At 62.4% G+C, this 26,678-nt stretch carries 22 protein-coding genes, 1 tRNA gene and 1 pseudogene; 17 read left to right on the top strand and 7 right to left on the bottom strand.

Translation table 11 applies throughout. The annotated features are described in order from the left end of the window. Nucleotides 1–9: 9 nt before the first annotated feature. Both rhdA and Q7C33_RS24095 read right to left on the bottom strand, forming a co-directional pair. A complete protein-coding gene (rhdA, locus tag Q7C33_RS24100) occupies nucleotides 10–825 on the bottom strand; it encodes a thiosulfate sulfurtransferase (protein WP_407684274.1) in 816 nt (271 codons plus the stop codon). A gap of 43 nt (nucleotides 826–868) precedes the next feature. Then, the gene (locus Q7C33_RS24095) at nucleotides 869–2,407 is read right to left on the bottom strand and encodes an HDOD domain-containing protein (RefSeq protein WP_407684273.1); all 1,539 of its coding nucleotides are present in this window, start codon (nucleotides 2,405–2,407) and stop codon (nucleotides 869–871) included. Between the two features lie 166 nt (nucleotides 2,408–2,573). Here Q7C33_RS24095 and motA point away from each other — a divergent pair, with 166 nt between their 5' ends. Together motA and motB are read left to right on the top strand one after the other, a co-directional pair. Then, entirely contained in the window at nucleotides 2,574–3,425 is an 852-nt protein-coding gene (gene motA / locus Q7C33_RS24090; RefSeq protein ID WP_198797221.1) for a flagellar motor stator protein MotA, read from the top strand. Nucleotides 3,426–3,587: 162 nt separating this feature from the next. After that, nucleotides 3,588–4,628 (top strand): flagellar motor protein MotB, encoded by a 1,041-nt coding sequence (gene motB, locus Q7C33_RS24085; protein ID WP_217861118.1) that lies wholly within the window; start codon nucleotides 3,588–3,590, stop codon nucleotides 4,626–4,628. Between the two features lie 178 nt (nucleotides 4,629–4,806). Here motB and rsgA read toward each other — a convergent pair whose 3' ends face one another. Next, nucleotides 4,807–5,838, bottom strand: coding sequence for a small ribosomal subunit biogenesis GTPase RsgA (gene rsgA / locus Q7C33_RS24080; protein WP_053117887.1), 1,032 nt, complete (start codon nucleotides 5,836–5,838; stop codon nucleotides 4,807–4,809). A 109-nt stretch (nucleotides 5,839–5,947) separates the two neighbouring features. Between rsgA and orn the strand changes: the two genes are divergently transcribed. Both orn and Q7C33_RS24070 read left to right on the top strand, forming a co-directional pair. Then, nucleotides 5,948–6,490 (top strand): oligoribonuclease, encoded by a 543-nt coding sequence (gene orn, locus Q7C33_RS24075; RefSeq protein ID WP_030140170.1) that lies wholly within the window; start codon nucleotides 5,948–5,950, stop codon nucleotides 6,488–6,490. 246 nt (nucleotides 6,491–6,736) lie between these two features. Next, nucleotides 6,737–7,351: a trimeric intracellular cation channel family protein gene (locus tag Q7C33_RS24070; protein ID WP_170866829.1), complete on the top strand. Its 615-nt coding sequence runs from the start codon at nucleotides 6,737–6,739 to the stop codon at nucleotides 7,349–7,351. Here Q7C33_RS24070 and queG read toward each other — a convergent pair. Further along, nucleotides 7,333–8,412 (bottom strand): tRNA epoxyqueuosine(34) reductase QueG, encoded by a 1,080-nt coding sequence (gene queG / locus Q7C33_RS24065; protein ID WP_407684272.1) that lies wholly within the window; start codon nucleotides 8,410–8,412, stop codon nucleotides 7,333–7,335. The two genes, Q7C33_RS24070 and queG, sit on opposite strands and share 19 nt — an antisense overlap. A gap of 63 nt (nucleotides 8,413–8,475) precedes the next feature. On the opposite strand from queG, the gene Q7C33_RS24060 reads away from it, so the two are divergent. The 13 genes and pseudogenes from Q7C33_RS24060 to Q7C33_RS24000 all read left to right on the top strand — a co-directional run bounded on the left by Q7C33_RS24060 (nucleotide 8,476) and on the right by Q7C33_RS24000 (nucleotide 23,483). Beyond that, nucleotides 8,476–9,975: an NAD(P)H-hydrate dehydratase gene (locus tag Q7C33_RS24060; RefSeq protein ID WP_323155668.1), complete on the top strand. Its 1,500-nt coding sequence runs from the start codon at nucleotides 8,476–8,478 to the stop codon at nucleotides 9,973–9,975. After that, on the top strand, nucleotides 9,963–10,430 hold the full coding sequence (tsaE, locus tag Q7C33_RS24055; RefSeq protein WP_030140166.1) for a tRNA (adenosine(37)-N6)-threonylcarbamoyltransferase complex ATPase subunit type 1 TsaE: 468 nt from the start codon (nucleotides 9,963–9,965) through the stop codon (nucleotides 10,428–10,430). Before Q7C33_RS24060 ends, tsaE begins: the two co-directional genes overlap by 13 nt. A 4-nt stretch (nucleotides 10,431–10,434) precedes the next feature. Further along, nucleotides 10,435–11,865, top strand: a complete 1,431-nt coding sequence (locus Q7C33_RS24050) for an N-acetylmuramoyl-L-alanine amidase (protein WP_323155669.1) — start codon at nucleotides 10,435–10,437, stop codon at nucleotides 11,863–11,865. Then, nucleotides 11,862–13,775 carry a DNA mismatch repair endonuclease MutL gene (mutL, locus tag Q7C33_RS24045; protein ID WP_407684271.1) on the top strand — a complete coding sequence of 638 codons (1,914 nt, stop codon included), beginning with the start codon at nucleotides 11,862–11,864 and terminating at the stop codon, nucleotides 13,773–13,775. Before Q7C33_RS24050 ends, mutL begins: the two co-directional genes overlap by 4 nt. After that, nucleotides 13,775–14,746: a tRNA (adenosine(37)-N6)-dimethylallyltransferase MiaA gene (miaA, locus tag Q7C33_RS24040; protein WP_407684270.1), complete on the top strand. Its 972-nt coding sequence runs from the start codon at nucleotides 13,775–13,777 to the stop codon at nucleotides 14,744–14,746. Before mutL ends, miaA begins: the two co-directional genes overlap by 1 nt. A gap of 91 nt (nucleotides 14,747–14,837) precedes the next feature. Continuing rightward, on the top strand, nucleotides 14,838–15,098 hold the full coding sequence (hfq, locus tag Q7C33_RS24035) for an RNA chaperone Hfq (RefSeq protein WP_003186419.1): 261 nt from the start codon (nucleotides 14,838–14,840) through the stop codon (nucleotides 15,096–15,098). Nucleotides 15,099–15,110: 12 nt separating this feature from the next. Beyond that, nucleotides 15,111–16,412, top strand: a complete 1,302-nt coding sequence (gene hflX, locus Q7C33_RS24030; protein WP_030140162.1) for a ribosome rescue GTPase HflX — start codon at nucleotides 15,111–15,113, stop codon at nucleotides 16,410–16,412. An 85-nt stretch (nucleotides 16,413–16,497) separates the two neighbouring features. Beyond that, entirely contained in the window at nucleotides 16,498–17,670 is a 1,173-nt protein-coding gene (hflK, locus tag Q7C33_RS24025; RefSeq protein WP_030140161.1) for an FtsH protease activity modulator HflK, read from the top strand. Then, the gene (gene hflC, locus Q7C33_RS24020) at nucleotides 17,670–18,539 is read left to right on the top strand and encodes a protease modulator HflC (RefSeq protein WP_030140160.1); all 870 of its coding nucleotides are present in this window, start codon (nucleotides 17,670–17,672) and stop codon (nucleotides 18,537–18,539) included. Before hflK ends, hflC begins: the two co-directional genes overlap by 1 nt. A gap of 323 nt (nucleotides 18,540–18,862) precedes the next feature. Then, a complete protein-coding gene (locus tag Q7C33_RS24015) occupies nucleotides 18,863–20,050 on the top strand; it encodes an ATP phosphoribosyltransferase regulatory subunit (RefSeq protein ID WP_198797214.1) in 1,188 nt (395 codons plus the stop codon). Nucleotides 20,051–20,105: 55 nt separating this feature from the next. Then, complete coding sequence (locus Q7C33_RS24010) at nucleotides 20,106–21,398, top strand: adenylosuccinate synthase (RefSeq protein WP_030140158.1); 1,293 nt, start codon at nucleotides 20,106–20,108, stop codon at nucleotides 21,396–21,398. A 486-nt stretch (nucleotides 21,399–21,884) separates the two neighbouring features. Continuing rightward, nucleotides 21,885–22,577: pseudogene (locus Q7C33_RS24005) on the top strand (methyl-accepting chemotaxis protein); the annotation flags it as partial. 21 nt (nucleotides 22,578–22,598) lie between these two features. Beyond that, nucleotides 22,599–23,483 carry a methyl-accepting chemotaxis protein gene (locus tag Q7C33_RS24000; RefSeq protein WP_407684284.1) on the top strand — a complete coding sequence of 295 codons (885 nt, stop codon included), beginning with the start codon at nucleotides 22,599–22,601 and terminating at the stop codon, nucleotides 23,481–23,483. A gap of 49 nt (nucleotides 23,484–23,532) precedes the next feature. On the opposite strand, the gene Q7C33_RS23995 is transcribed toward Q7C33_RS24000, so the two are convergent. The 3 genes from Q7C33_RS23995 to Q7C33_RS23985 form a co-directional block, all read right to left on the bottom strand. After that, entirely contained in the window at nucleotides 23,533–25,098 is a 1,566-nt protein-coding gene (locus Q7C33_RS23995) for an ABC transporter permease (RefSeq protein WP_407684269.1), read from the bottom strand. After that, nucleotides 25,098–26,108 carry an extracellular solute-binding protein gene (locus Q7C33_RS23990; protein WP_407684268.1) on the bottom strand — a complete coding sequence of 337 codons (1,011 nt, stop codon included), beginning with the start codon at nucleotides 26,106–26,108 and terminating at the stop codon, nucleotides 25,098–25,100. The genes Q7C33_RS23995 and Q7C33_RS23990 overlap by 1 nt, the downstream gene beginning before the upstream one ends. Nucleotides 26,109–26,349: 241 nt before the next feature. Beyond that, a tRNA-Leu gene (locus tag Q7C33_RS23985) sits at nucleotides 26,350–26,436 on the bottom strand. Nucleotides 26,437–26,678 lie beyond the last annotated feature (242 nt).

Raw genomic sequence — 26,678 nt, 5'->3', positions numbered from 1 at the left:
CTTAAATCTTCAAAGCTCGATGGGGGTGTCGGGGTGGTTGCCCCATTCACCCCAGGAACCGGCATAGCCTTTGACCCGTGGATAACCGAGCGCCTTGGCCACCAGGTAGGTGAAGCCAGAACGGTGGTGGGTCTGGCAGTGTGTGATGACTTCTTTGTCGGGCGTGATGCCCAGCTGTTCGAGGATCTGCGGCATGTCTTTGCGGATGCGCAGGCTGCGCGCCGGGTCCATGCCGGCCGTCCATTCGAAATTGACCGCGCCGGGGATGTGTCCGCCCCGGGCAGCGACGACCTTCTCGCCAGAATATTCCAACGGGCCACGGGCGTCCCAGATCGCCAGGTCGCTGGCGCCGAGACGGCTTTGCAGGTACTCGCGAGTGGCGGTGGGCTCTTCATGCAGCACCAGGCTGACTGGACCCCCGACCGGCGCCGGGACCTCGGTCGACACTGGCAGGCCGAGGTCCAGCCAGGACAGCAGGCCACCGTCGAGATAGTGATAATTCGAATGCCCGATCACATCGAGCAACCAGATAAAACGCCCGGCCCAGCCACCGCCTTCGTCGTCATACACCACGTAGACCGCGCCGGGGTCATGCCCGAGTTCGCCGAACAGCGCTTCCAGGTCGGCCTTTGCCGGCAACAGGCCCGGCGCCGGGGGCTGGCCCAGTTGCGTGCGTTTCGGATCGACGAATCGTGCGCCGGGAATATGGCCATTGCTGTAGCGCGCGGCGCTGGTCAGGTCCACCAGAATCAGATTGGGCGTATCGAGGCGCGGCAAGAGCTCGCTCGGCTCGATTACCAGCGGCAAGCCAGAGAAGTCAGGCATGTGAGGTCTCCTGGGGGCGCAAAGGGAAAGGATTGTAGCAAGTTCAGCGGCCGCGGTTGGTAAAGGTGTGCAGGGCCCTTTCGATGCATTGCACGGTTTTGCCGAAGGCCTGCACGGTCACGTCCGAGAACGGCCCGCCGCCCTGGTCCACGACCACCAACATGATCACCCGCCCATTGCAGGTCAGTGAGCGCAACAGCAGGTGCTCGCCCCGGAACAAGGCGCGCAGGCCCGGAGGCAGCAAGGCGGAAAATTGAGCGTTGTTCTCGGGGTTCAAGCGAACCTGGGCTTGCTGGGCCAACAAGCGCTGCAAGACTTTGCTTTGGCTGATGGAAAAGCTCATCGCCGCTGCTTCCTTGGGCAGGCCGGCGGTCTGATGCACGCGTACGCTGGTCTGGCTGCGGTCGGCCATCAAAATCATCACCCGGCGCATGCCGCACGCCACCAACGCATTTCGGGCCGAGGTGGTCAGGTGCATGGCGTTGCTGAACGGGCTCGGCTCCAGCAGCAGCTCGGCGCATTGCTTGCGCCATTGGGACAGGTCCTGGGCACTGGGCGGGGCGGCGGGCAACAAGCCGGGGTGCACGCGGCGGCTGCCCGAGGGCCAGATCAATGCTACGGCGGGGTGCCACAGGTCTGGCATGGCGTGCTGGCGGGCACTGTTGGCGGCTTGTTGGTGCAGTTGCTGTTGAAGCTCATCCATCGGCATTTGCAGATACAGGCTCGTGAGGTATTGCCAGCGAGCGCTGTGCGGACTGTTCCAGGCCTGTTGCGCCGACAGTGCCAGGCCGTTGGCCAGCAGCACCGTGTTGGCGGGTTGGTTGAGCCAGCGCCGCAGCGTTGGGTCGTCATCCAGTCGATTTTGTTGGCGCAGCGGATGTTCGCTGTCGCGGGCAATGCGCAACACTTTAATCAGCTCGCGGCGTTCATTCAGCAACAGGCGATAGCCTTGCACCACCCAGATGGGCAGGCGCCATGCCTCCACCAGCGCGAGGCAGATTTTCAGCAGGCTGACGCCGAACAGTTCGCGCTCGACCTTGCGTGCGGGCTCGCCTTTGTGGATCACCCGCAGTTCCCACTCCCCCAGCAGTCGCGGATGAGTCAGCGCCAACGGCCAGAGCGGCGAGAGAAACAACAGGCTGCCCCAATGGATGTCCTGCCACAGACGCGCCAGGCGGCTGGCAAAAAAACCATTGGCCTGTTGGCTAGCGTGCTGGCTGATCAGTTGCACCTGGCGCAGGGCAACCGGTATCTCGTGTTCCGGCAGCGAGGGCAGGCGCGCCAGCAGCTCCTCGGTGCGCTTGAGGCCGAGGCGGTTGATCGCCACTTCGAGATTTTCCGCCGGCTCCGCCAGGGTGCCATGGGTGTGATGATTGGCTTCGCGGATGACGCTCAGGGCCAGGGCGGGGCTGTCCTGCATCAGTTCGGCGATGTCGCGCAATGAGCGACGACTGTCTGCGATCGCCTTGCAGACGAGGTCGTGACTGGCCTGGGGCACCGGCAGATGAACGCCCTGGAGCAGTTTCAGCCAGCCTTCGAGCGTGGTCGGTCTTGGTGTCGGAACGTTCGTTTCGTTAGCCATGGTTGGACGTGATCATCGCATGGGTATCTGCGCCCGGAGCGGGGCAAAATTGGCTTTTCGCCGGAACTGGCTATAGTCTGGCGCAGTTTTGCCGATAAGTAGAAGAAGAGATTTTTCAGCTTCCGAATATGACCTTGAACCCGACTTAAATAAGTACTTTCTATCTATGGCTAAAATTATCGGCATCATTGTCGTGTTCGCGAGCGTGCTCGGCGGATACGTGCTTTCCCATGGCAAGATCGCAGCCCTGATCCAACCTTTCGAGGTGATGATCATCGGCGGCGCCGCCCTTGGCGCATTCCTCCAGGCGAACCCTGGCTACATGACCATGCATGTCCTCAAGAAATCCTTGAGCATGTTTGGCTCGCGCTTCAGCCACACCTTCTATCTGGAGGTGCTGGGGCTGGTCTACGAGATCCTCAACAAGAGTCGTCGCGAAGGCATGATGGCGATCGAGGGCGATATCGAAGACGCCGCTGCCAGCCCGATCTTCGCCAAGTACCCTTCGGTGCTGAAGGACGAGCGCATGACGGCGTTCATCTGCGATTACCTGCGCATCATGTCGTCCGGCAATATGGCGCCCCACGAACTGGAAGGCTTGTTCGACATGGAGCTGTACAGCCTCAAGGAAGACTTGGAGCACCCATCCCACGCGGTCAACGGCATCGCCGACGGCATGCCCGGCTTCGGTATCGTTGCGGCGGTATTGGGTATCGTGGTGACCATGGCGTCCCTGGGCGAGGGCGACCAGGCCTCCATCGGCCTGCACGTGGGTGCCGCACTGGTGGGTACCTTCTTCGGTATCTTGGCGGCGTACGGTTTCTTCGGTCCGCTGGCCCATTCCCTGGCCCATGACGCCAAGGAAGAGCTCAATGTGTATGAGGCCATCAAGGCCTCGCTCGTGGCCTCGGCCTCGGGCATGCCGCCATCCCTGGCGGTGGAGTTCGGTCGCAAGGTCCTCTACCCGGCGCACCGTCCAAGCTTTGCCGAGCTGGAACAAGCGGTTCGCGGTCGCTAGTGCTTTGCTTTACAAATACGTTCCTTTTTTGGCGAGTGACTGTTGCTGCCAGACAAGGCGCCGCGACGAGTCATAGCCCGCTATGGCGAGGAGCGGCAACGCAGTATGGCAGCAACAGGCACCGTCAAAATGGAACAGTATTTGTGAAGCAGAGCACTCGTTATGGAAAATAACCAGCCGATCATCGTCAAGCGCGTCAAGCGCATTGCCGGCGGGCACCATGGCGGCGCCTGGAAAATCGCCTTCGCCGACTTCGCCACGGCGATGATGGCGTTCTTCCTGGTGTTGTGGCTGCTGTCCACTGCGACGCCGGAACAGAAGATCGCCATCGCCGGTTACTTCAAGGACCCGGTCGGTTTTTCCGAGAGCGGTACGCCGTACATCATTGATCTGGGCGGTTCGCCCGTCCTGGCGCCGGAAAATACCCTCAACCCCGAGGTCAAGTCCCAGCCCCAGCCCGACAAGGCGACCGTCGACGCCAATGAGGCCGAGGGCATGGCCGAGCAGGTCGAGCGCGAGCGCCTGGAATTGCTCCTGCAAGAGTTGCAGAACAAGGTCGAAGAGAATCCCGAGCTGCAGAAGTTCAAGGACCAGATCCTGTTCGAGATCACGCCGAACGGCCTGCGTATCCAGATCATGGACGCCGACAACCGTCCGATGTTCGACTCTGGCAGCGCGCGGCTCAAACCGTATTTCGAAGACATCCTGCTGGCCATGGCCGACACCATCAAGGCGGTGCCGAACAAGATCAGTATCAGCGGTCACACCGATGCCAAGCCTTACGTGGGCAAAGGTGATTTCGGTAACTGGGAGTTGTCGGCCAACCGCGCCAACGCGGCACGACGTGCCTTGGTGGCGGGCAGCTATCCGGATGAGCAAGTGGCTCGGGTGGTCGGTTATGCATCTTCGGCGCTGTTCGATCGCAAAGACCCGTTCAACCCGGTCAACCGGCGTATCGATATCGTGGTGTTGACCAAGAAGGCGCAGAAAGCCATCGAAGGCTCGCAGACCGACGATCCAGCGCCAGACCCTGCCCAGGGCCAAGGCGCTCCAGGCGAGGCGCCGGCGACAACACCCGGCGCGGCGGCGGATCCGAACGCACTGCCGGCGGACCAACAGCCCGTGCCGGCCCATGAATTGCGCGAACGCCTGAACCTGTTCGATGACGCCGCGCCAAAGCCGGCGGAGCCGCCAGCGCAGTGACCCACAAAAAAGCCGACATCGATGTCGGCTTTTTTGTGGGTATCGGTTTGCTTGAGACTTGCTTGCCTTTGTGGCGAGGGAGCTTGCTCCCGCTGGGTTGTGAAGCAGCCCCATCCAAGGTGAGTGCTTCGCACTCAAGCGGGAGCAAGCTCCCTCGCCACAAAGGCGTCCAGCCAACTCAGTAACTGCTCTCCGGCAAGCTGGCGATGATCGAGCGGTAGCTGTTCATCCGTTGCTGGTGCACACGGCCTTCTTCCAAGGCCTTGAGCAAGGCGCAACCGGGCTCGCGGTCGTGCTTGCAGTCGCGGAAGCGGCAGGTGCCGATCAGCTCGTTGAACTCGATGAACCCGGCTTCGACATCGGCCCGGCTGACATGGCCCAGGCCGAATTCGCGGATACCGGGTGAGTCGATCAATTCACCGCCGCCAGGGAAGTGGAACAACCGCGCGGTGGTGGTGGTGTGGGTGCCCTGGCCGGACAGTTCGGACAACGGCCCGACGCGGGTCTCGACCTCCGGCAGCAGGCTGTTGACCAGGGAAGACTTGCCGACCCCGGACTGGCCGACGAACACGCTGATGCGCCCGTCCAGCTGCCGTTGCAATTGCTCCATGCCGTTGCCGTGATGGGCCGAGACCTCCAGCACCGGATAACCGAGGTCCCGATAGACCGACAGCAAGGCGTTCAGCGCCGGGGCGTTGTGCTCGTCGATCAGGTCGAATTTGTTGAGCAGCAGCAGCGGGCGGATGCCGGCGTGTTCGGCCGCCACCAGGTAGCGGTCGATCAGGTTGGCGTGAGGCTCGGGCAACGGGGCGAACACGATGACGATCATGTCGACGTTGGCCGCCACCGGCTTGAGCTGGCCCCGGCTGTCCGGACGGCACAGCTCGGTGTGACGCGGCAATTGCGCGACGATCACGCCGATGCCCTGGTTGCCGGCACGCCAGACCACTTGGTCGCCGGTCACCAGCGCCGGCAGGTTGGCACGCAAGTGGCAACGGAATACCTGGCCGGCCAGTTCGCCTTCCTGGGCCTCGACTTCGACTTGCACACCAAAGTGAGCGATCACCAGGCCGGTCTGTTCAGGACCCAGGTCGCCACCCTCCAGGGCTTCGACCGCACTGGATTCGCGTTTGGCGGCACGGGCGGCGCGCTCGCCCTGGATCTTTTCGATGCGCCAGTTCTGACGACGATTGAGTTGGCGTTTGGCCATGGGTGTTCCGTATGAAGAAATGCAGCGAATAGGGTAAAACGGCCGCGAGTTTAGCACGCCCGAGACGCTGCCTAGGCTAAACTGCGCAGCTAAGCCGAGGAGCTCCCCCATGCAAAACCCGCAGAACCTGATCTGGATCGACCTGGAAATGACCGGTCTGAACCCTGACACCGATGTCATCATCGAGATGGCCACCATCGTCACTGACAGCGACCTCAACACCCTGGCCGAAGGGCCGGTGATCGCGATTCATCACAGCGACGAAATCCTCGCCGGCATGGACGAGTGGAACACGCGCCAGCACGGCGGCTCGGGCCTGACCCAGCGCGTTCGCGAGAGCAAGATCAGCATGGCCGAAGCCGAAGCCCAGACCATCGCCTTCCTGGAGCAGTGGGTGCCAAGAGGCAAGTCGCCGATCTGTGGCAACAGCATCTGCCAGGACCGTCGCTTTCTGTATACCCACATGAAATCCCTGGAAAGCTATTTCCATTACCGCAACCTCGACGTCTCGACCCTGAAGGAGTTGGCTGCCCGCTGGGCCCCTGAGGTTCGCGACAGTTTCCAGAAAGGCAGCACGCACCTGGCCCTGGACGACATCCGTGAATCCATCGCCGAGCTGCAGCATTACCGCAAGCACTTCATCAAGTTCTGAGCTAACCCCAAGCGACTGGCGGGCAAGCTTTTGTGGCGAGGGGATTTATCCCCGTTGGGCTGCGGAGCAGCCCCTCGATCTGATGTTTGGTTGTGTCAGGCCGGTCGGTGTTGATTGTATTTGGGGCTGCTTTGCAGCCCAGCGGGGATAAATCCCCTCGCCACGCTCAGGCAGGAGGCGGGACCTTGCCCTCTTTTGGTGCCGGCCCAAACTGGCTAGACTGCGCGCCTTCTTGTAAGGACCGCCATCATGTTGCTGATGCTGTATCTGATCGCCATTACCGCCGAAGCCATGACCGGCGCGCTATCCGCCGGGCGGCGGGGCATGGATTGGTTCGGCGTGGTGCTGATCGCCTGTGTCACGGCGCTGGGTGGTGGCTCGGTTCGCGACGTGCTGCTCGGTCACTACCCGCTGACGTGGGTCAAGCATCCGGAATACCTGGTGCTGACCACCGCAGCGGCGATGCTGACGGTGTTCCTGGCGCGCTGGATGCGCCATCTGCGCTCGTTGTTCCTGGTGCTCGATGCCGTGGGCCTGGTGGCATTTACCCTGATCGGCTGCATGACGGCCCTGGAAATGGGCCATGGCATGTTGGTGGCCTCGGTCAGCGGGGTCATTACCGGGGTGTTCGGCGGCATCTTGCGGGATATCTTCTGCAACGACATTCCCTTGATCTTCCGCCGCGAACTCTACGCCAGCGTCTCGTTCGCCGCGGCGTGGTGTTATCTATTGTGTGTCTTCCTGCAACTGCCGAACGAACAGGCGATCCTCATCACCTTGTTCGGCGGTTTCCTGCTGCGGCTCCTGGCAATCCGCTTCCACTGGGAAATGCCGAAGTTCGTCTACAACGACGAAGTCTGACGCTCGGCGTGCTGGCGCAACGCCCATTCCACATGCTCGCGCACCAGTTCCGATGGATAGTCGCGCCGCGCCTCCAGTGCTTGCAGCACGGGAATCGTTGACGGCGCATTGCCCAGGCCCACCGCCAGGTTGCGCAACCAGCGTTCGTAACCGGCGCGACGCAGGGGCGAGCCTTCGGTGCTGCTGAGGAATTTTTCCTCGTCCCACAGGAACAGCTCGGCGAGTCCGGCATTGTCCAGGTTATGGCGCGGCTTGAAGTCGCTCTCGCCGGACGGCCGGGCGAAGCGGTTCCAGGGGCAGACGATCTGGCAGTCATCGCAGCCGAACACCCGGTTGCCGATCAACGGCCGCAGCTCTTCCGGGATGGCATTCTTCAATTCGATGGTGAGGTAGGAAATGCACCGCCGGGCGTCCAATACGTAAGGGCCGACGAAAGCATTGGTAGGGCAGATGTTCAGGCAGGCGGTGCATTTTCCGCAATGCTCGGTGCCGTGGGGCGGATCCACCGGCAGCGGCAGGTCGACAAACAGCTCGCTCAAGAAAAAATAACTGCCGGCCTTGCGGTTCAACACCAGGGTGTTTTTGCCGATCCAGCCCAGTCCGGCTTGCTCGGCAATGGCTTTTTCCAGTACCGGTGCGCTGTCGACGAAGGCGCGGTAGCCGAAAGGGCCGATGACCGCCTGGATTTTTTCCGCCAGTTGTTGCACGCGTTTACGGATCAATTTGTGGTAATCGCGGCCCAACGCATAACGCGAGACGTAGGCTTTTTCCGGTTCGGCGAGCAGTTGGGCCATTTGGGTGTCGCCCGGCAGGTAATCCATGCGCAGGGACACCACGCGCAATGTGCCGGGCACCAGTTCCTCAGGGTGCGACCGCTTGCTGCCGTGGGCGCCCATGTAATCCATTTCGCCGTGGTAGCCGGCCTCGAGCCAGCGTTGCAGATGTTGCTCGTGCTCGGCGAGGTCCAGGCCGCTGATGCCGACCTGCTGGAAACCCAGTTCGCGGCCCCAGTCCTTGATGGATTGGGCGAGGGTGGCAAGGTCTGTGGGAATGGCAGGCATGAGGCGAGAGAAACCGGAGCTGAGATGCGTATAATTCTGCCAGACATCGGAGCCCGAAGACGCATGCCGCACACTAAAGATGATTTTCCCGACGCGCTGTACAGCGCCGCGCAGGTCCGGGCCCTCGATGCACAACTGGTCGCGGCAGGTACCAGCGGCTTTGAATTGATGCAGCGTGCCGCTCGCGCCACCTGGCGAGCGATCGTCCGGCGCTGGCCCGAAGCGACCGAACTGACCGTGTTGGCCGGCCACGGCAACAATGCCGGTGATGGTTATCTGGTGGCCGCCTTGGCCCGCCGCGCCGGCTGGTCGGTGCGGGTGCTGGCGGTGGGCGAGCCCCGGCGCTTGCTGGGAGACGCCGCCAATGCCCATGCCGAGGCGGTGGCGGTTGGTGTGCCGGTGGAGCCCTGGGCGGACGATTCCGAATTGCGTGGTGTGTTGCTCGACGCGTTGCTTGGCACCGGGACGACTGGCGAAGTGCGCGAACCTTATGTCCGCGCGATCGATACGATCAATGTCAGCGGCTTGCCGGTGGCGGCGGTGGATATCCCCTCTGGCTTGTGTGCCGACACCGGTCGCGTGCTGGGAACTGCGGTAGCGGCTGACCTGACCGTGACGTTCATTGGCCTCAAGCTTGGCCTGTTCACCGGGGATGCAGCGGATCGAGTGGGTGAGTGGGTGTTCAACGACCTGCACGCGGACCCTGACCTCGTCGAGTCGGCGCCTGCCAGTGCTCGATTACTCTTGCCGCATAATCTGCCGCGGCTGGCGCCTCGAGTCCCCACATCCCACAAAGGCAAGTTCGGTCATGTGCTGTTGATTGGCGGCGACCGAGGTTTCGGCGGCGCGATCCAGATGAGCGCTGAAAGCGCCCTGCGCTGTGGCGCGGGCATGGTTTCGATGGCAACGCGCAGCGAGCACGTCGCCTCGGCGCTGGTGCGTCTGCCGGAAGTGATGGTGCAAGGCACCCATTCGGCGAACCAATTGATGGGCTTGCTCAAGCAGGCCAGCGTGTTGGTGGTCGGCCCGGGCCTGGGTCAGGCCGCTTGGGGGCGTAGCCTGTTGTCGGCGGCGGCCAATGCGTCGCTGCCCCAGGTGTGGGATGCCGACGCGCTGAACTTGCTGAGCGGCGGCGCGGTCAGCCTGCCCGAGCAATGCGTCATCACCCCGCATCCGGGCGAAGCCGCGCGGTTGCTGGGAATATCCACCGCCCAAGTGCAGGCCGATCGCCCGGCGGCGGCCCATGCATTGAGCAAAAAATACGCAGCCACCGTGATCCTCAAGGGCGCCGGCAGCCTCATCGCCAGCCCGGACGGCCGCCTGGCGGTCTGCGGCGAGGGGCATCCGGCCATGGCCACTGCCGGCCTGGGGGATGTGCTCGCCGGGATGGTCGGCGCCTTGCTGGCCCAGGGAATGGAAGGATTCGAAGCCGCCTGCCTGGCGGTCTGGCTGCATGCCAATGCCGGCGTCCAGGTCGGTCGCGCGGGCCGAGGATTGGCGGCGACCGATCTGATCCCGGCCATTCGTCAGTTGTTGGAGGAGCAATCACCGTGTCTGAAGTAATCCTGTACGTGGCGGACGAACAAGCCATGACACAATTTGGCGCCCGCATCGCGCAGATCACCGCAGGCCGTGGCCTGATCTTCCTCGAAGGCGACCTGGGCGCGGGGAAGACCACCCTGTCCCGCGGCGTCATTCGCGGCCTCGGACACGTCGGTTCGGTCAAGAGTCCTACGTTCACCTTGGTCGAGCCCTACGAGATTGGCGACGTCCGGGCCTTCCATTTCGACCTGTACCGACTGGTGGATCCCGAAGAGCTGGAGTTCCTCGGCATCCGCGACTATTTCGAGGACGACGCCTTGTGCCTGATCGAATGGCCCCAGAAGGGTGCAGGCTTTTTGCCAAAGCCCGACCTGACCATTACCATTGGCGCGCAGAACGGCGGGCGTTCATTGAAACTGACACCGCAAGGCTCGCGTGGCGAGTCGTGGTGTGCCGCCTTGGCTTTGGAAAACTAATTAGATGATGGGGTTTGGTATGCGCTTTCGCGCGGTGGTTGCTGTCGTAGGACTGTTGCTTACGGCACTGGCCGTCGATGCTGTGGCTGAGACAAAGGTCAACAGCGTTCGCCTGTGGCGGGCGCCGGACAATACCCGGCTGGTGTTCGACCTGACAGGCCCGGTCCAGCACAGCGTATTCACCCTGAGCGCCCCGGATCGCCTGGTGATCGACATCAACGGTGCGTCCCTGGGCGCACCGCTGAACGTGCCCACCGCCAACACGCCGATTACCGCAATGCGCTCGGCCCAGCGTACGCCGACCGACCTGCGGGTGGTCATCGACCTGAAAAAAGCCGTGACGCCCAAAAGCTTCACCCTGGCCCCGAACGCCCAGTACGGCAACCGGCTGGTGGTCGATCTGTTCGACAACCCGGCCGACGCCGCACCGCCGCCACCGCCGCCGACCAATGTCGCCACGGTGCCTGCGGTTCCGGTGACGTCGACCGAACCTGCGATCAAGCTGCCACCGGCTCCGGCCGGCAAGCGCGACATCATTGTCGTGATCGACGCCGGCCACGGTGGCGAAGACCCGGGCGCCTCGGGCTCGCGTGGGCAGCGCGAAAAAGACGTGGTGCTGTCCATCGCCCGTGAGTTGCAGCGCCAGGTCAACGGCATGAAAGGCTTCCGCGCCGAATTGACCCGCACGGGGGACTATTTCATCCCGTTGCGCGGCCGTACCGAAATCGCCCGCAAGAAAGGCGCCGACCTGTTCGTTTCCATTCACGCCGACGCCGCGCCTTCCGCCGCCGCGTTCGGCGCCTCGGTGTTTGCCCTGTCCGACCGTGGCGCGACTTCCGAGACTGCCCGTTGGCTGGCCGACAGCGAAAACCGTTCCGACCTGATCGGCGGTGCCGGCAACGTCAGCCTCGACGACAAGGACCGGATGCTCGCCGGTGTCCTGCTCGACCTGTCGATGACGGCCTCGTTGACGTCCAGCCTGAACGTCGGCCAGAAAGTACTGAGCAACATCGGCCGCGTCACACCGTTGCACAAGCAACGCGTGGAGCAGGCCGGGTTCATGGTACTGAAGTCGCCGGACATCCCATCGATCCTGGTGGAAACCGGGTTCATCTCCAACGCCAACGAAGCCTCGAAGCTGTCCTCTTCGAGCCACCAACAGGCCTTGGCCCGCTCCATCAGCAGCGGCGTGCGGCAGTTCTTCCAGCAGAATCCACCGCCGGGCACCTACATTGCCTGGCTGCGCGATTCCGGCAAGATCGCCCAGGGGCCGCGGGACCACCGGGTCAGTCCGGGCGAAACCCTGGCGATGATCGCCGTGCGCTACCAGGTGTCGCCCGCCACCTTGCGCAGCGCCAACAATCTCAAGAGCGATGAGCTCAAGATTGGCCAGACCCTGACCATTCCGGGTAATGAAGTGGCGGTCAAGCAATGAGCGACGAAGCGAACGGCAGCAACGCCCGTATCGAGCTGCTCAGCCCCCGGCTGGCAAACCAGATCGCCGCCGGCGAGGTGGTCGAACGTCCGGCGTCGGTGATCAAGGAGTTGCTGGAAAACAGCCTCGACTCCGGGGCCAAGCGCATCGACGTGGATGTCGAGCAGGGCGGAGTCAAGCTGTTGCGGGTGCGCGACGACGGTCGCGGCATTCCGGCTGACGACCTGCCCTTGGCCCTGGCGCGTCACGCCACCAGCAAGATCCGTGACCTGGAAGACCTCGAACGGGTCATGAGCCTGGGGTTTCGTGGCGAGGCGCTTGCATCGATCAGCTCGGTGTCGCGCCTGACACTCACGTCCCGCACCCGCGACGCCGACCAGGCCTGGCAGGTCGAGACCGAAGGCCGCGACATGGCCTCGCGCGTACAGCCCGCTGCCCATCCGGTGGGGACTTCGGTGGAAGTGCGCGACCTGTTCTTCAACACTCCGGCCCGGCGTAAATTTCTCAAGGCCGAGAAAACCGAATTCGATCACCTGCAAGAAGTCATCAAACGCCTGGCCCTGGCGCGTTTTGATGTGGCCTTCCATCTGCGCCACAACGGCAAGACCATCCTCAGCCTGCACGAAGCCCGCGACGATGCGGCCCGCGCCCGGCGCGTGGGGGCGGTGTGCGGCGCGGGGTTCCTGGAGCAGGCGTTGCCCATCGAGGTGGAGCGCAATGGCCTGCACCTGTGGGGTTGGGTCGGCTTGCCGACGTTCTCCCGCAGCCAGGCGGACTTGCAATATTTCTACGTGAATGGCCGGGCGGTGCGCGACAAACTGGTGGCCCACGCGGTGCGCCAGGCTTATCGCGATGTGCTGTTCAACGGTCGGCACCCGACCTTCGTGCTGTTTTTCGAGGTCGATCCTTCGGTGGTGGACGTCAACGTGCACCCGACCAAGCATGAAGTACGTTTCCGTGATGGGCGCATGGTCCACGATTTCCTCTATGGCACCTTGCACCGTGCCTTGGGCGATGTGCGCCCCGAGGACCAGTTGGCGGCCCCGGCGGCGGTGGCCGGCATGGTCCGCCCAACCGGGCTGGAGGCTGGCGAATTCGGCCCCCAGGGTGAAATGCGCCTGGCCGCCCATGCACTGCTGGAACAACCTCAGCCTCAACCGAGCTTCAATACGGCCGGAAGCGGCGCCGGCAGCGGTTATCAATATCAATACACCCCGCGTCCCCAGTCGAATGTGCCGGCGGCCGAGGCCCAGGCGGCGTATCGCGAATTCTTCAAGCCTTTGCCTGAAACCGCGGCGACGGCGTTGCCCGACGGCCAGGGCGATATCCCGCCGCTGGGTTATGCCCTGGCGCAGCTCAAGGGCATCTACATCCTTTCCGAGAACGCCCAAGGCCTGGTCCTGGTGGACATGCACGCCGCCCACGAGCGGATCATGTACGAGCGATTGAAGGTCGCCATGGCCAGCGAAGGCTTGAGCGGCCAGCCGCTGCTCGTCCCCGAGTCCCTGGCCGTCAGCCAGCGTGAAGCCGATTGCGCCGAAGAACACGTGAGCTGGTTCCAGCGCCTGGGCTTTGAATTGCAGCGCCTGGGCCCGGAAACCCTGGCGATCCGGCAGATCCCGGCCTTGTTGAAACAGGCCGAGGCCAATCGCTTGGTCAGCGACGTGCTGGCGGACCTGATGGAGTACGGCACCAGCGACCGGATCCAGGCGCACTTGAATGAATTGCTCGGCACCATGGCCTGCCACGGCGCGATCCGCGCGAATCGGCGCTTGGCCTTGCCGGAAATGAACGGCCTGCTGCGGGATATGGAAAACACCGAGCGCAGCGGTCAATGCAACCATGGCCGGCCGACCTGGACCCAATTGGGCCTGGACGACCTGGACAAACTGTTCCTGCGCGGTCGTTGATGAACCCGTTGCCACCCGCGATTTTCCTGATGGGCCCGACCGCCGCCGGCAAGACCGACCTGGCCATCGAGTTGACCAAGGTCCTGCCTTGCGAGTTGATCAGCGTCGATTCGGCGCTGGTCTACCGGGGCATGGACATCGGCACCGCCAAACCATCGAAAGAACTGCTGGCTGAGTTCCCTCATCGGCTGATCGATATCCTCGACCCGGCCGAAGCCTATTCGGCGGCTGATTTTCGGCGTGATGCGCTGAAGGCCATGGCCGAAATCACCGCACGGGGCAAGATTCCGCTGCTGGTGGGCGGCACGATGCTGTATTACAAGGCACTGGTCGATGGATTGGCGGACATGCCGGCGGCCGATCCCGAGGTGCGCGCGCAGATCGAAGAAGAGGCCGCGCGCCTTGGCTGGCAAGCGCTTCACGAGCAATTGGCGGCCATCGACCCGGAGTCCGCAGCGCGCATTCACCCCAACGACCCGCAACGACTCAGCCGGGCCCTGGAGGTTTATCGGGTCAGCGGCCAGAGCATGACGGCGTTGCGGCAACGGCAATCTGCGCAAAGTACTGAAGCAGCCGCTTCGGGACTGCAACAATTGCCCTATACTGTCGCGAATCTGGCCATCGCTCCGGCGGACCGGCAAGTGCTGCATCGGCGAATTGAACAAAGATTCACATTAATGTTGGAACAGGGATTCATAGACGAGGTCGTAGCCCTGCGTGAGCGAAGTGACCTGCATGCCGGGTTGCCGTCTATACGTGCGGTGGGTTATCGACAAGTCTGGGACTACCTGGACGGCAAGCTGACGTCAGCCGAGATGCGCGAGCGGGGGATTATCGCCACGCGTCAATTGGCGAAGCGCCAGTTCACCTGGCTGCGCAGCTGGACTGACCTGCATTGGCTCGACAGTCTTGATTGCGACAATCTGCCACGCGCCTTGAAATACCTCGGGACCATCTCCATATTGAGCTGAGTCCTTGCAATTGCCGTCTATCCTTGGGGGTGTGACGGCCCAAGCCATCTGATTCCGAATTTTATAATTGATCCTTAAAGGAGTGCGGCACATGTCAAAAGGGCATTCGCTACAAGACCCTTACTTGAACACTTTACGTAAAGAGAAAGTTGGGGTGTCCATCTATCTGGTCAACGGGATCAAACTGCAAGGCACGATCGAGTCTTTCGACCAATTCGTCATCCTGCTGAAAAATACCGTCAGCCAAATGGTCTACAAGCACGCTATCTCGACAGTGGTGCCGGTTCGTCCGATTCGTCTGCCTAGCGCAACCGAATCCGAAGGCGGTGACGCTGAACCGGGTAACGCCTGATAGGAGCCTCCTTTGTTCTTTGAGCGCCACAGTGGTGGTGAGCGGACTATTCTCGTTCACTTGGAAGGACAGGACCCTGAGGCGCGCGAAGATCCGCAGGAGTTTCAGGAACTGGCAATTTCGGCCGGCGCCGAGACCGTCGCGTTTTTCAACGTGCCGCGTCATCGGCCAACCGCCAAATTCCTGATCGGCAGCGGCAAGGTCGAGGAGTTGCGCGACCTGGTCAAGGCCGAGCATATCGATCTGGTGATCTTCAACCACATCCTTACGCCCAGCCAGGAACGTAACCTCGAGCGCGTCTTCGAGTGTCGCGTGATCGACCGCACCGGGCTGATTCTCGATATCTTCGCCCAACGTGCCCGTACCCATGAAGGCAAGCTACAGGTCGAATTGGCCCAGCTTGAACACATGAGCACGCGGCTGGTTCGCGGCTGGACTCACCTTGAGCGGCAGAAGGGCGGTATCGGCCTGCGCGGCCCGGGTGAAACCCAGCTGGAAACCGACCGGCGTCTGCTGCGGGTTCGCCTGCGCCAGATCAAGGGGCGCTTGGAGAAGGTCCGCAGCCAGCGCGAGCAGTCGCGACGCGGCCGCAAGCGCGCCGACATCCCGACGGTTTCACTGGTGGGTTATACCAACGCCGGCAAATCGACCCTGTTCAACAACGTCACCCAATCCGACGTGTACGCCGCCGACCAATTGTTCGCCACCCTCGACCCGACCCTGCGCCGGCTCGAGCTGAACGACCTCGGGCCGATCGTGCTGGCCGATACCGTGGGTTTCATCCGGCATTTGCCACACAAGCTGGTCGAGGCTTTCCGAGCTACGCTCGAAGAGTCGAGCAACTCCGACCTGCTGTTGCATGTGATCGATGCCGCCGAACCGGATCGGATGCTGCAGATCGAGCAGGTCATGGTGGTGCTGGGCGAGATCGGGGCCCAGGACTTGCCGATCCTCGAGGTATACAACAAACTCGATTTGCTCGAAGGGGTCGAGCCGCAGATCCAGCGCGATGCCGATGGCAAGCCGCAACGGGTCTGGCTCTCGGCCCGCGATGGCAGCGGCCTGGACCTGCTCAAGCAGGCCGTGGCGGAGCTGCTGGGCGATGACCTGTTTGTTGGCACCCTGAAGCTGCCGCAGCGTTTTGCCCGGCTGCGTGCGCAGTTTTTCGAGCTGGGTGCGGTACAGAAAGAAGAACACGACGAAGAAGGCGCTTGCCTGCTTGCCGTTCGCCTGCCACGGTCGGAACTGAACCGACTGGTCAGTCGTGAAGGGCTGCAACCGATGGAATTCATCGAGCAACACACTTTGCAATAAAAGCCTGAGAAAGCTGTGTCAGGCATTCTGTAGCATTGGCCGGCGCGCCGTGGGTGCGTCTTTGCTTTATCAGATGGAGAGCGCTATGGCTTGGAATGAGCCGGGTGGCAACTCGAATAACCAGGATCCCTGGGGCGGCAAGCGTCGTAACAACGGCGACCGCAAGGGACCACCGGATCTCGACGAGGCCTTCCGCAAGCTGCAGGAAAGCCTGAACGGTTTGTTCGGTGGTGGTAAGAAACGCGGTGACGATGGCGGCAGCCGTCCGGGCAAGGGCGGCGGTTTCGGCCTGCTCGGCATCGGTCTTGTCGTGCTCGCGGCTGTCTGGCTGTACAGTGCGGTTTATGTCGTGGACGAGCAGGAGCAGGCCGTTGTGCTGCGCTTCGGCAAATACTACGAAACCGTCGGCCCGGGCCTGAACATCTATTTCCCGCCGATCGACCAGAAGTACATGGAGAACGTCACGCGTGAGCGTGCCTACACCAAGCAGGGCCAGATGCTGACCGAAGACGAGAACATCGTCGAAGTGCCGCTGACCGTGCAGTACAAGATCACCAACCTGCAGGACTTCGTGCTGAACGTCGACCAGCCGGAAATCAGCCTGCAACACGCGACTGAAAGTGCCTTGCGCCATGTGGTGGGCTCCACTGCCATGGACCAGGTGCTGACCGAAGGCCGTGAGCTGATGGCCAGCGAAATCAAGGAACGCCTGCAGCGCTTCCTCGATACCTATCGCACCGGTATCACCGTCACCCAGGTCAACGTCCAGAGCGCAGCGGCACCGCGCGAAGTACAGGAAGCCTTCGACGACGTGATCCGCGCCCGTGAAGACGAACAGCGTTCGCGCAACCAGGCCGAAACCTATGCCAACGGCGTCGTGCCGGAAGCCCGTGGCCAGGCCCAGCGCATCATCGAGGATGCCAACGGTTATCGCGACGAAGTGGTTTCCCGTGCGAAGGGTGAGGCTGATCGCTTCACCAAGCTGGTGGCCGAGTATCGCAAGGCCCCTGAAGTGACCCGTCAGCGTCTGTACCTGGACACCATGCAGGAAGTCTTCAGCAACACCAGCAAGGTCCTCGTGACCGGCAACAAGAACGGCCAGAGCAATCTGCTGTACCTGCCGCTGGACAAGATGGTCGAGGGCAGCCGCAATACCGGTACGCCACCCACCAGCGCGGCAGCCGCGAGCAATGAAGCCAATGCCCGTGCGGCGGCGGATCTGCAGCAACAGCAAGCACGTACCAGGGAGAGTCGCTGATGAGCAATAAATCGCTGATCGCCCTTATTGTCGGTGTCGTCGTGGCGATCGCTGCCTGGAACTGCTTCTACATCGTGGCTCAGACCGAGCGTGCGGTGTTGCTGCAATTCGGTCGCGTGGTCCAGGCTGATGTCCAGCCAGGGCTGCATGTGAAGGTGCCGTACGTCAACAAGGTGCGCAAGTTCGACGGCCGCCTGATGACCCTCGATGCACCGACGCAACGCTTCCTGACGCTGGAAAAGAAAGCCGTGATGGTCGATGCCTACGCCAAGTGGCGCGTGAAGGATGCCGAGCGCTTCTACACCGCGACTTCCGGCCTCAAGCAGATCGCCGACGAACGCCTGTCCCGTCGCCTGGAGTCGGGCCTGCGTGACCAGTTCGGTAAGCGTACCTTGCATGAAGTGGTGTCCGGCGAGCGTGATGCGCTCATGGCCGACATCACCCGTTCGCTGAACGCAATGGCGGAAAAAGAGCTGGGTATCGAAGTGGTCGATGTCCGGGTCAAGGCCATCGACCTGCCGAAGGAAGTGAACCGCAGCGTGTTCGAACGCATGAGCACCGAGCGCGAGCGTGAAGCCCGCGAGCACCGCGCCAAGGGTAACGAGCTGGCCGAAGGCATCCGTGCCGACGCCGACCGTCAACGCCGCGTGCTGCTGGCCGAAGCCTACCGTGAATCGGAAGAGGTCCGCGGTGATGGTGATGCCCAGGCCGCGGCGATCTACGCCAAGGCGTACGGCCAGGATCAGGAGTTCTACGGGTTCTACCGTAGCCTGCGCGCCTACCGTGAAAGCTTTGCGAACAAATCCGACGTCATGGTCCTGGACCCAAGCAGCGACTTTTTCCACTACCTGGAAAAGGCCAAGCCTTGATACGACGTTGACCTGAAGCACTCCGCCCGGCGGCTAAAACGTCGGGCGGGGTGATCCTTTGGGAAAACGTGTGTATGATGCGGCAGCCGGGAAATTCCCGGCTTTTTTGCGTCTGCGCGTTCGATTGTGGTTTATGCGGTGCAGGCGTCGGGTTGAACGACCCGACAGGTTTTTCGAGGAAAGTGCTTGGCGAGGCCGATCCAGGGCCATTCGTCACGTCGCCCTTGCGCGTTGTTTGCGGTTTTTCGCATGACGCGGGCATTTTCTGCTTCACTCAAGGCCAGCCCGAAAGCTGGCCGCCCGGACCATAGGGGAATGGCGTAATGGCAACGGTAGACCGCTGGCTGCTGCCAGATGGCATCGAAGAAGTACTGCCACCGGAAGCCGCGCGTATCGAAGTAGCGCGTCGGCAGGTGTTGGATCTGTTCCAGAGCTGGGGTTACGAGTTCGTCGTGACCCCGCATATCGAGTACCTGGAATCCCTGCTGACCGGTGCGGGCCAGGACCTGGATCTGCGCACCTTCAAGGTCATCGACCCGCAATCGGGGCGGCAGATGGGCTTTCGGGCTGACATCACGCCTCAAGTGGCGCGCATCGACGCCCACACCCTGCGTCGCGAAGGCCCGAGCCGCCTGTGCTACGCCGGCAGCGTCCTGCATGCCCAGCCGCGCGCCTTGTCATCCTCGCGCAGCCCGATTCAGCTGGGTGCCGAACTGTACGGCGATGCCAGCCCAAGCAGCGACGTTGAAGTCATCAGCCTGATGCTGGCCATGCTGCAACTGGCTGATGTGCCGGATGTCCACATGGACCTTGGCCATGTCGGTATCTACCGTGGCCTCGCCCGTGCGGCCGGTTTGTCCGGTGAAGTGGAGCAACGGTTGTTCGACGCCTTGCAGCGCAAGGCCATCGATGAAGTCATCAGCCTGACCGAAGGCCTGCCGAGCGATCTGTCTGGCATGTTGCGGGCGTTGGTGGATCTCTGTGGTGGCCGTGAAGTGCTGGACGCTGCCCGCGAGCGCCTGGCCGGCGCGCCGGCCCCGGTGTTGGCGGCGCTGGACGATCTGTTGGCGATTGCCGAGCGCCTGTCGGTGCGTTTCCCGGAATTGCCGCTGTATTTCGACCTGGGCGAGCTGCGCGGTTATCACTACCACACCGGCGTGGTGTTCGCGGTGTTCGTCCCGGGTGTTGGCCAGTCCATCGCCCAGGGCGGTCGCTACGACGACATCGGCGCTGACTTCGGTCGCGCTCGTCCGGCGACCGGTTTTTCCACCGATTTGAAAACCCTGGTGACCCTGGGGCGTGCTGAAGTCGAGCTACCGTCTGGCGGTATCTGGATGCCTGACAGTACGGATGCGGCACTCTGGCAGGCGGTCTGCCAGTTGCGCAGTGAGGGTCAGCGTGTCGTCCAGGCCTTGCCTGGACAACCTTTGGCCGCCGCCCGTGAAGCGGACTGCGACCGGCAATTGATTCAGCAGAACGGGCTTTGGCAAGTATTGCCGCTGGCTTCTTGAGTTTTCCTGCCGGCCTGGAGCCGGCACCAAGTTTGCGCGAATGAGGACAAGTGTTATGGGTAAGAATGTCGTAGTCCTGGGCACCCAATGGGGTGATGAGGGCAAAGGCAAGATCGTCGATCTGCTGACCGAACATGCTGCCGCCGTAGTGCGCTACCAAGGTGGCCACAACGCCGGTCACACCCTGGTGATCGACGGTGAAAAAACCGTCCTGCACCTGATTCCATCTGGCGTGCTGCGCGAAGGCGTGCAATGCCTGATCGGCAACGGTGTGGTGGTGGCGCCCGACGCCCTGCTGCGGGAAATCATCAAGCTGGAAGAGAAAGGCGTACCGGTGCGCGAGCGCCTGCGTATCAGCCCGTCCTGCCCGCTGATCCTGTCCTATCACGTGGCGCTGGACCAGGCCCGTGAAAAGGCCCGCGGCGAGCTGAAGATCGGCACCACCGGTCGCGGCATCGGCCCGGCCTACGAAGACAAGGTGGCCCGTCGCGGCCTGCGTATCGGTGACCTGTTCCACCGTGAGCGTTTCGCCGCCAAGCTGGGGGAGTTGCTGGACTACCACAACTTTGTCCTGGTCAATTACTACAAAGAGCCGGCCATCGACTTCCAGAAGACCCTGGATGAGTGCATGGAATACGCCGAGCTGCTCAAGCCGATGATGCTCGACGTCACTGCCGAGCTGCACGAGCTGCGCCGCGCCGGCAAGGACATCATGTTCGAAGGCGCCCAGGGTTCGCTGCTGGACATCGACCACGGCACCTACCCGTACGTCACCAGCTCCAACACCACTGCGGGCGGTATCGCCACCGGTTCGGGCTTTGGCCCGATGTACCTGGACTACATCCTGGGTATCACCAAGGCCTACACCACCCGCGTCGGCTCGGGTCCGTTCCCGACTGAGCTGTTCGACGACGTCGGTGCCTTCCTAGCCAAGCGCGGCCACGAGTTCGGTGCTACCACCGGTCGTGCTCGTCGTTGCGGCTGGTTCGATGCCGTGATCCTGCGTCGCGCCATCGACGTCAACAGCATCTCGGGCCTGTGCCTGACCAAGCTGGACGTGCTGGACGGCCTGGAAACCATCAATATCTGCGTGGGCTACAAGAACCAGGACGGCGCCGTCATCGACGCACCGACCGACGCCGACAGCTACATCGGCCTGGAGCCGGTGTACGAGCAGATGCCAGGCTGGACCGAGTCGACCGTGGGCGCCAAGACCCTGGAAGAGCTGCCGTTGGCCGCGCGCAACTACATCAAGCGCGTCGAAGAGCTGGTCGGTGCGCCGATCGACATTATTTCGACGGGTCCGGACCGCAACGAAACCATCGTCCTGCGTCATCCGTTTGGCTGATAAGTCGTTGATGTAAAAAACAAAGGGCTCCTTAGGGAGCCCTTTGTCGTTTCTGTCTGGCCGACGGCACGACACTTGCTATGCCTCACCATTAAGGCACCGCTTTCACGAGTGCCATCAAATTAATGGCGTTTGGTAGAGGGATTTCAAGTGTCGGCCGTTCTCTCACTGTTACAAAGCCGTTTGTTGCGGCCTGTGTTCGTTACGCTCGGTATCGCCCTTTTGGTGCAAGTACTGGTTGCGGTTGCGCTGACCCGAAGCACGGTCACGGCGTTGGAGTCCGATCTGGGCGCGCGCCTGGGCGCCGACAGCCAGAAGCTGGCCGGTGAATTGGAGCAGGCTGGGCGTGAAGTCACCTCGAGCCTGGATAGCTTGTCTGCCAGTACACGCCAGCGCTTGACCGCAGGGTTGTCCTCGCGTCTGAAGGAAGAGCAGGCCCAACTGCGGGCGACCCTGGAAAAAGACTTGCGTGATTCCGCCAATGATATGGCGCAGCTTCTGGCCTCGGTCGCGCCTCGCGCCATGTGGGACAGTGACGTGCCGACCTTGTCCGAATTCGCCCGTCGGGCCCAGCGTAATCCCAATGTGCTGTTTGTCATCTACGACGACGCCGCTGGCGAACACCTGACCCGTTATCTGAACCGGGAAAATCCGATCAACAAGGCCCTGTTGGAAAAGGGCAAGGGCGAACGGGCACTGGACAAAGTGCTGGACGCGGCGAAGAACGATCCATCGGTTTTTTACCTCGAAGCCTCGATCAACCCCAATGGGGTGGAAATCGGCAAGGTGCTGATGGGCGTTTCCACTGCTTCGGTGGAAACCGACCTGAAGGCGCTGGACCAGCGTTTCTCCGCGTTGATTGCCAGCAGCGATCAACTGGTGGGCGACAGCCTGAAGGGCGCGGCTGCCGACAGCGCCGCCGCGATGCGCGGCCGGCTGGGCTCGGCGCAGGCCACCGCCACCGAAATGCAGACCAATACCGCTGCGACCGTGCAGGAGGCTGCGGGGACGTTGCGCTGGCGCATCGGCCTGGGCCTGGCGCTGGTGGGGTTGGGCGTGTTGGTGTTGCTGGCCGTGGTGCTGGGGCGTCGGGTGGTCAATCGCTTGAAGCTGTTGATCGCTGCGATGAACGACCTGGCGGCGGGCGAGGGCGATTTGACCAAGCGCGTGCAGATCAACAGCAAGGACGAAATCGGCGACATGGCCTCGGCGGTCAATCGCTTTGTGGATAAGTTGCAACCCATCGTGCGCGAGGCGGGGGACGTGGCCCAGCGTACTGGTCAGGAAATTGGCGCGATGACCTTGCGCAACTCCGGTGCCGACGCGGCGGCCGGCATGCAGCGCGATGAAGTGGCCGAGAGCCTGCGTGCCCTGTCGCAGATGGCCGATGAGGCGCAGTCGGAAAGCCAGGCGATGCAGGCGGCCTTGCAGCAGGTCGTGGAGATCCGTCAGGCCACTGATGAAACCACTCGAACGTCGGCCAAGGTCGGCAGTTTGATCGAGGCGCTGGCCGGGCAGGTGGACACGGGGGCGAAGGTCATCGAGCGACTGGCCCAGCAGAGCGAGCAGATCGAAGTGGTGCTGACGGTGATCCACGGCATCGCCGAGCAAACCAACCTGCTGGCCTTGAATGCGGCCATCGAGGCAGCGCGTGCCGGGGAGACCGGGCGCGGGTTTGCGGTAGTGGCGGATGAGGTGAGGGCGCTGGCGAGCAAGACCCAGAGTTCAACCGGCGACATTCAGGCCCATATCGTAGCCTTGCAGCAGGGGGCTCGGGAGGCAGTGGCTGCGATTGGCCAGGCCGGGCGCCAGGCCAGTGAGGGGCTGTCGGTATTGCGTGACAGTGCGCGGCTGCAGCAGTCGGTGCAGGCGTCGGTCGAGCAGGTGCATGCGGCCATCGGTCTGGCGACCCAGGCAGCGGCGCATCAGGCCCAGGGTGCGCAAGCGGTGCGTGGTCGGGTCGAGACCATTCATGCCCAAGCCGAGAAAGCTGCCCAGGCGGTGGTTGAGACGACGGCCAGTGGCAAGGTGTTGGATAATCTGGCGGCGCAGTTGAAGGCTAGCCTGGGGCAGTTCAGGGCCTGATTCGAGATTCAATGGCTGTCTCTTCGCGAGCCTGCTCGCGAAAGCTCTCTCAGCGGCTCAGATACATTCGCGTCGTCAGTAAATACACCGGCAACCCCGACACCACTATCAACAGCGCCGCATACGGCGCTGCCGCCGCGAATTCCACATTCGACGTATGTGCCCACACCGCTGTCGCCAACGTATTGAGCCCGGTCGGGCTCAGCAACAGCGTGGCGGTCAATTCCTTCATCGCATCCAGGAACACCAACGCGAACGCCGCGCCCAGCGCCGGGAAGATGATCGGCAGGGTCACGCGGCAAAACGCGCTGAACGACGACGCTCCCAGCGTGCGCGCCGCTTCTTCCAGCTGCGGCGCGGCCTTGTTCAGCGCGGTACGCACCGGGGCCTGGGCCAGTGGCAGGAACAGCAGCGCATAGGCAATCAACAGCAGGCCTGAAGTCTGGTACAGCGCCGGCACGTAGTGCAGGGCGAAATACACCAGGCTCAGGGCGATCACCAATCCGGGCAGCGCATGCAGCAGGTAAGGCAGGCGTTCGGCCCATATCGCCAGCCGCCCCTTGTGGCGCACTACCAGCAGGCCGACCGGCACGGCCAGCACAAGGCAGAGCGCGGCGCCGCCCAGCGAAAGTGCCAGGGACGACAGTAACGCTTCGCCAATTTCGCTCGCAGGAAACGCGGCGGACGTGCCCACTGCGAGCCAATACGCCAACATCCCCAGCGGAATTCCGCTGCCGATGACCGCAAGGGCCAGGCAATACAGTTGCCCAAGAAGCGCCCATGGGCCGAGCCGTACCTGTCCGGCCTGGCGCGCCGCGCCTTGGCCGGTGCGCACATGGCGGCCCTTGCCGCGTACTCGAAGTTCCAGCCACAACAGCGCCATGCACAGCACCAGCAACACCGCTGACAGCATGGCGGCATTGGCGTTGCTGAATTCCAGTTCGAACTGTTGATAAATGGCAGTGGTAAACGTCTGCAGGCCGATGATCGACAGCGCACCGAACTCCACCAGCATGTGCAGGGCAATCAGCAGGGAGCCGGCCAGCAGCGAAGGCCAGAGCAAGGGCAGGGTGACGCGAAAAAACACGCCCCAGCGGTTGTGGCCCAGGGTGCGGGCGGACTCTTCAAGGGACGGGTCGAGGTTGCGCAGCGTTGCCGCCACGGGAAGAAAGATCAACGGATATTTGGACAGTGTCATCACCAGGATTGCCCCGCCCAGCCCTTCGAACTGAGCGCTCAGGGAAACCCAGGTGAAGCTGCTGATAAACGCCGGCACCGCGAACGGCAGGCACAGGATAACGCCCCAGACGCGCCGCCCCGGCAGGTTGCTGCGCTCCAGCAGCCAGGCCAGGGACAGACCGATGATGCCGCAGGCCAACGTGACGCCGGTCATCAGCATCAGCGTGTTGCGCAGCAAGCCGAATACATAAGGCCGCCACAACAAATGCAATGCCTCTGCCCAGCCTGCCTGCCATGCCTTTGTAACCACGTAGGCCAATGGCAGCAGGCTCAGCAGGACGAGCAGCAGCACTGGCAGCAGCAACCCGATCGAAGGGCGCTTGCGCCGGGGAGCGTAAGCCCCGGCTGCGGGAGAGGCACTTGGCGACGGCGTCATCAGTTCAGGCCGACTTCACGTTCCAGTTCCAAGGCTTCTTCGGCATTGCCGAGGTCGGCCGGGGTGACGTTCGGTGGCTCCAGCTCATTGAACGGCTTGAGGCCGCGATCCGATGTCATGCCCTTGTGCAGCGGGTATTCGGCGGACGTCTGGGTAATCACCCGCTGGCCTTCTTCGCTGGCCATGTAGGCCAGCAACTGTTGGGCTTCCTTGGGGTGTTTGCTGGATTTCAGTGCGGCGGCGCTGGAGACGGTGACCAGGCCACCGGCATCGCCGCCGGTGAAGTAATGCAGTTTGGAATCGAGCTGTCCCTTTTCCCGCTGCAGGGCGAACCAGTAGTAATTGTTCACCAGGACCGTCGCCACTTCGCCGTTCTCCACGGCTTTGAGGGCGACCATGTTGTTGCTGTAGACCTTGCCGAAGGCGCGTAGCCCGGTGAGCCATTCTTCGGCGGCTTCCTTGCCGTGCAATTTGATGATCGCTACCGCTTGCTCCTGGAACGCGCCGCTGGTCGGTACGAAGCCGACCTTCCCTTGCCATTGTGGCTGGGCGAAATCGAGGACGGTTTTCGGCAGGTCCTTTTCATCGACCAGCTTGGGGTTGTAGGCGACCACGCGAACGCGAGCGGTCACACCCATCCAGGTGCCGTTGTTGGCGACATAGTCTTTGGGAAGCACATTGAGGGTCGCATCATCGATCTTCGCCAGCAGGCCTTGTTCGCCGAGCTTGTTCAGCGGCGGCGACTCTTCGGTGTAGATCACATCGGCGGGGGAGCGGTCGCCTTCTTCGACGACTTGGCTGGCGAGCTGGTTGCTGCTGCCCTTGCGCACGTTGACGTGAATGCCGGTCTTGGCCTCGAAGGCCTTGGCGAGTTCGTCGCCGACTTCTTTGTGTTGGCCGTTATAGAGTGTCAGTTCCACTTTGTCGGCGGCTTGGGTGAGGGGCGTTGCGAGGGTCAGGCCGAGCAGGGTGAAGGTCAGGGCGCGGCGCAGGGTGGATCGAAACATCATTCGCGGGGTTCCTCACTGTCGTGTAGCAAAAACTTGTAACAATGATAAACGATATTGTTTCTCATGTGCGTCTTGACGATAAGTGGGGAGTTGGGCTTGTCTGGCAGATGGCCGGGGAGGGCTTCGCCCTCCAGCGGGAGCAAGCTCCCTCGCCACGGAGGGAGTATTAAACCCGGAAACGCAAAAACCCGCTTTCGCGGGTTTTTGTGAGGTTCAAGGCGTATAACCTTGAAGCTTGAATTGGTGCCCAGAAGAAGACTCGAACTTCCACGACCTTGCGGTCACCAGCACCTGAAGCTGGCGTGTCTACCAATTTCACCATCTGGGCAGCATCTTCAGCGTTGCCGCTGTTGATGGGGCGCACTATACGGAGCGCGCTTTGATCTGTAAACCCCTGTTTTTGTTTTAGTAATTGCTGAAACGCATTTGCAGGGGGCAGAAATGCAAAAACCCGCTTTCGCGGGTTTTTGTGAGGTTCAAGGCGTATAACCTTGAAGCTTGAATTGGTGCCCAGAAGAAGACTCGAACTTCCACGACCTTGCGGTCACCAGCACCTGAAGCTGGCGTGTC

The organism is Pseudomonas sp. BP11-1-1 (assembly GCF_052112105.1).
GTDB lineage: Bacteria > Pseudomonadota > Gammaproteobacteria > Pseudomonadales > Pseudomonadaceae > Aquipseudomonas > Aquipseudomonas alvandae.
This window is presented reverse-complemented; position numbering and strand designations above follow the sequence as displayed.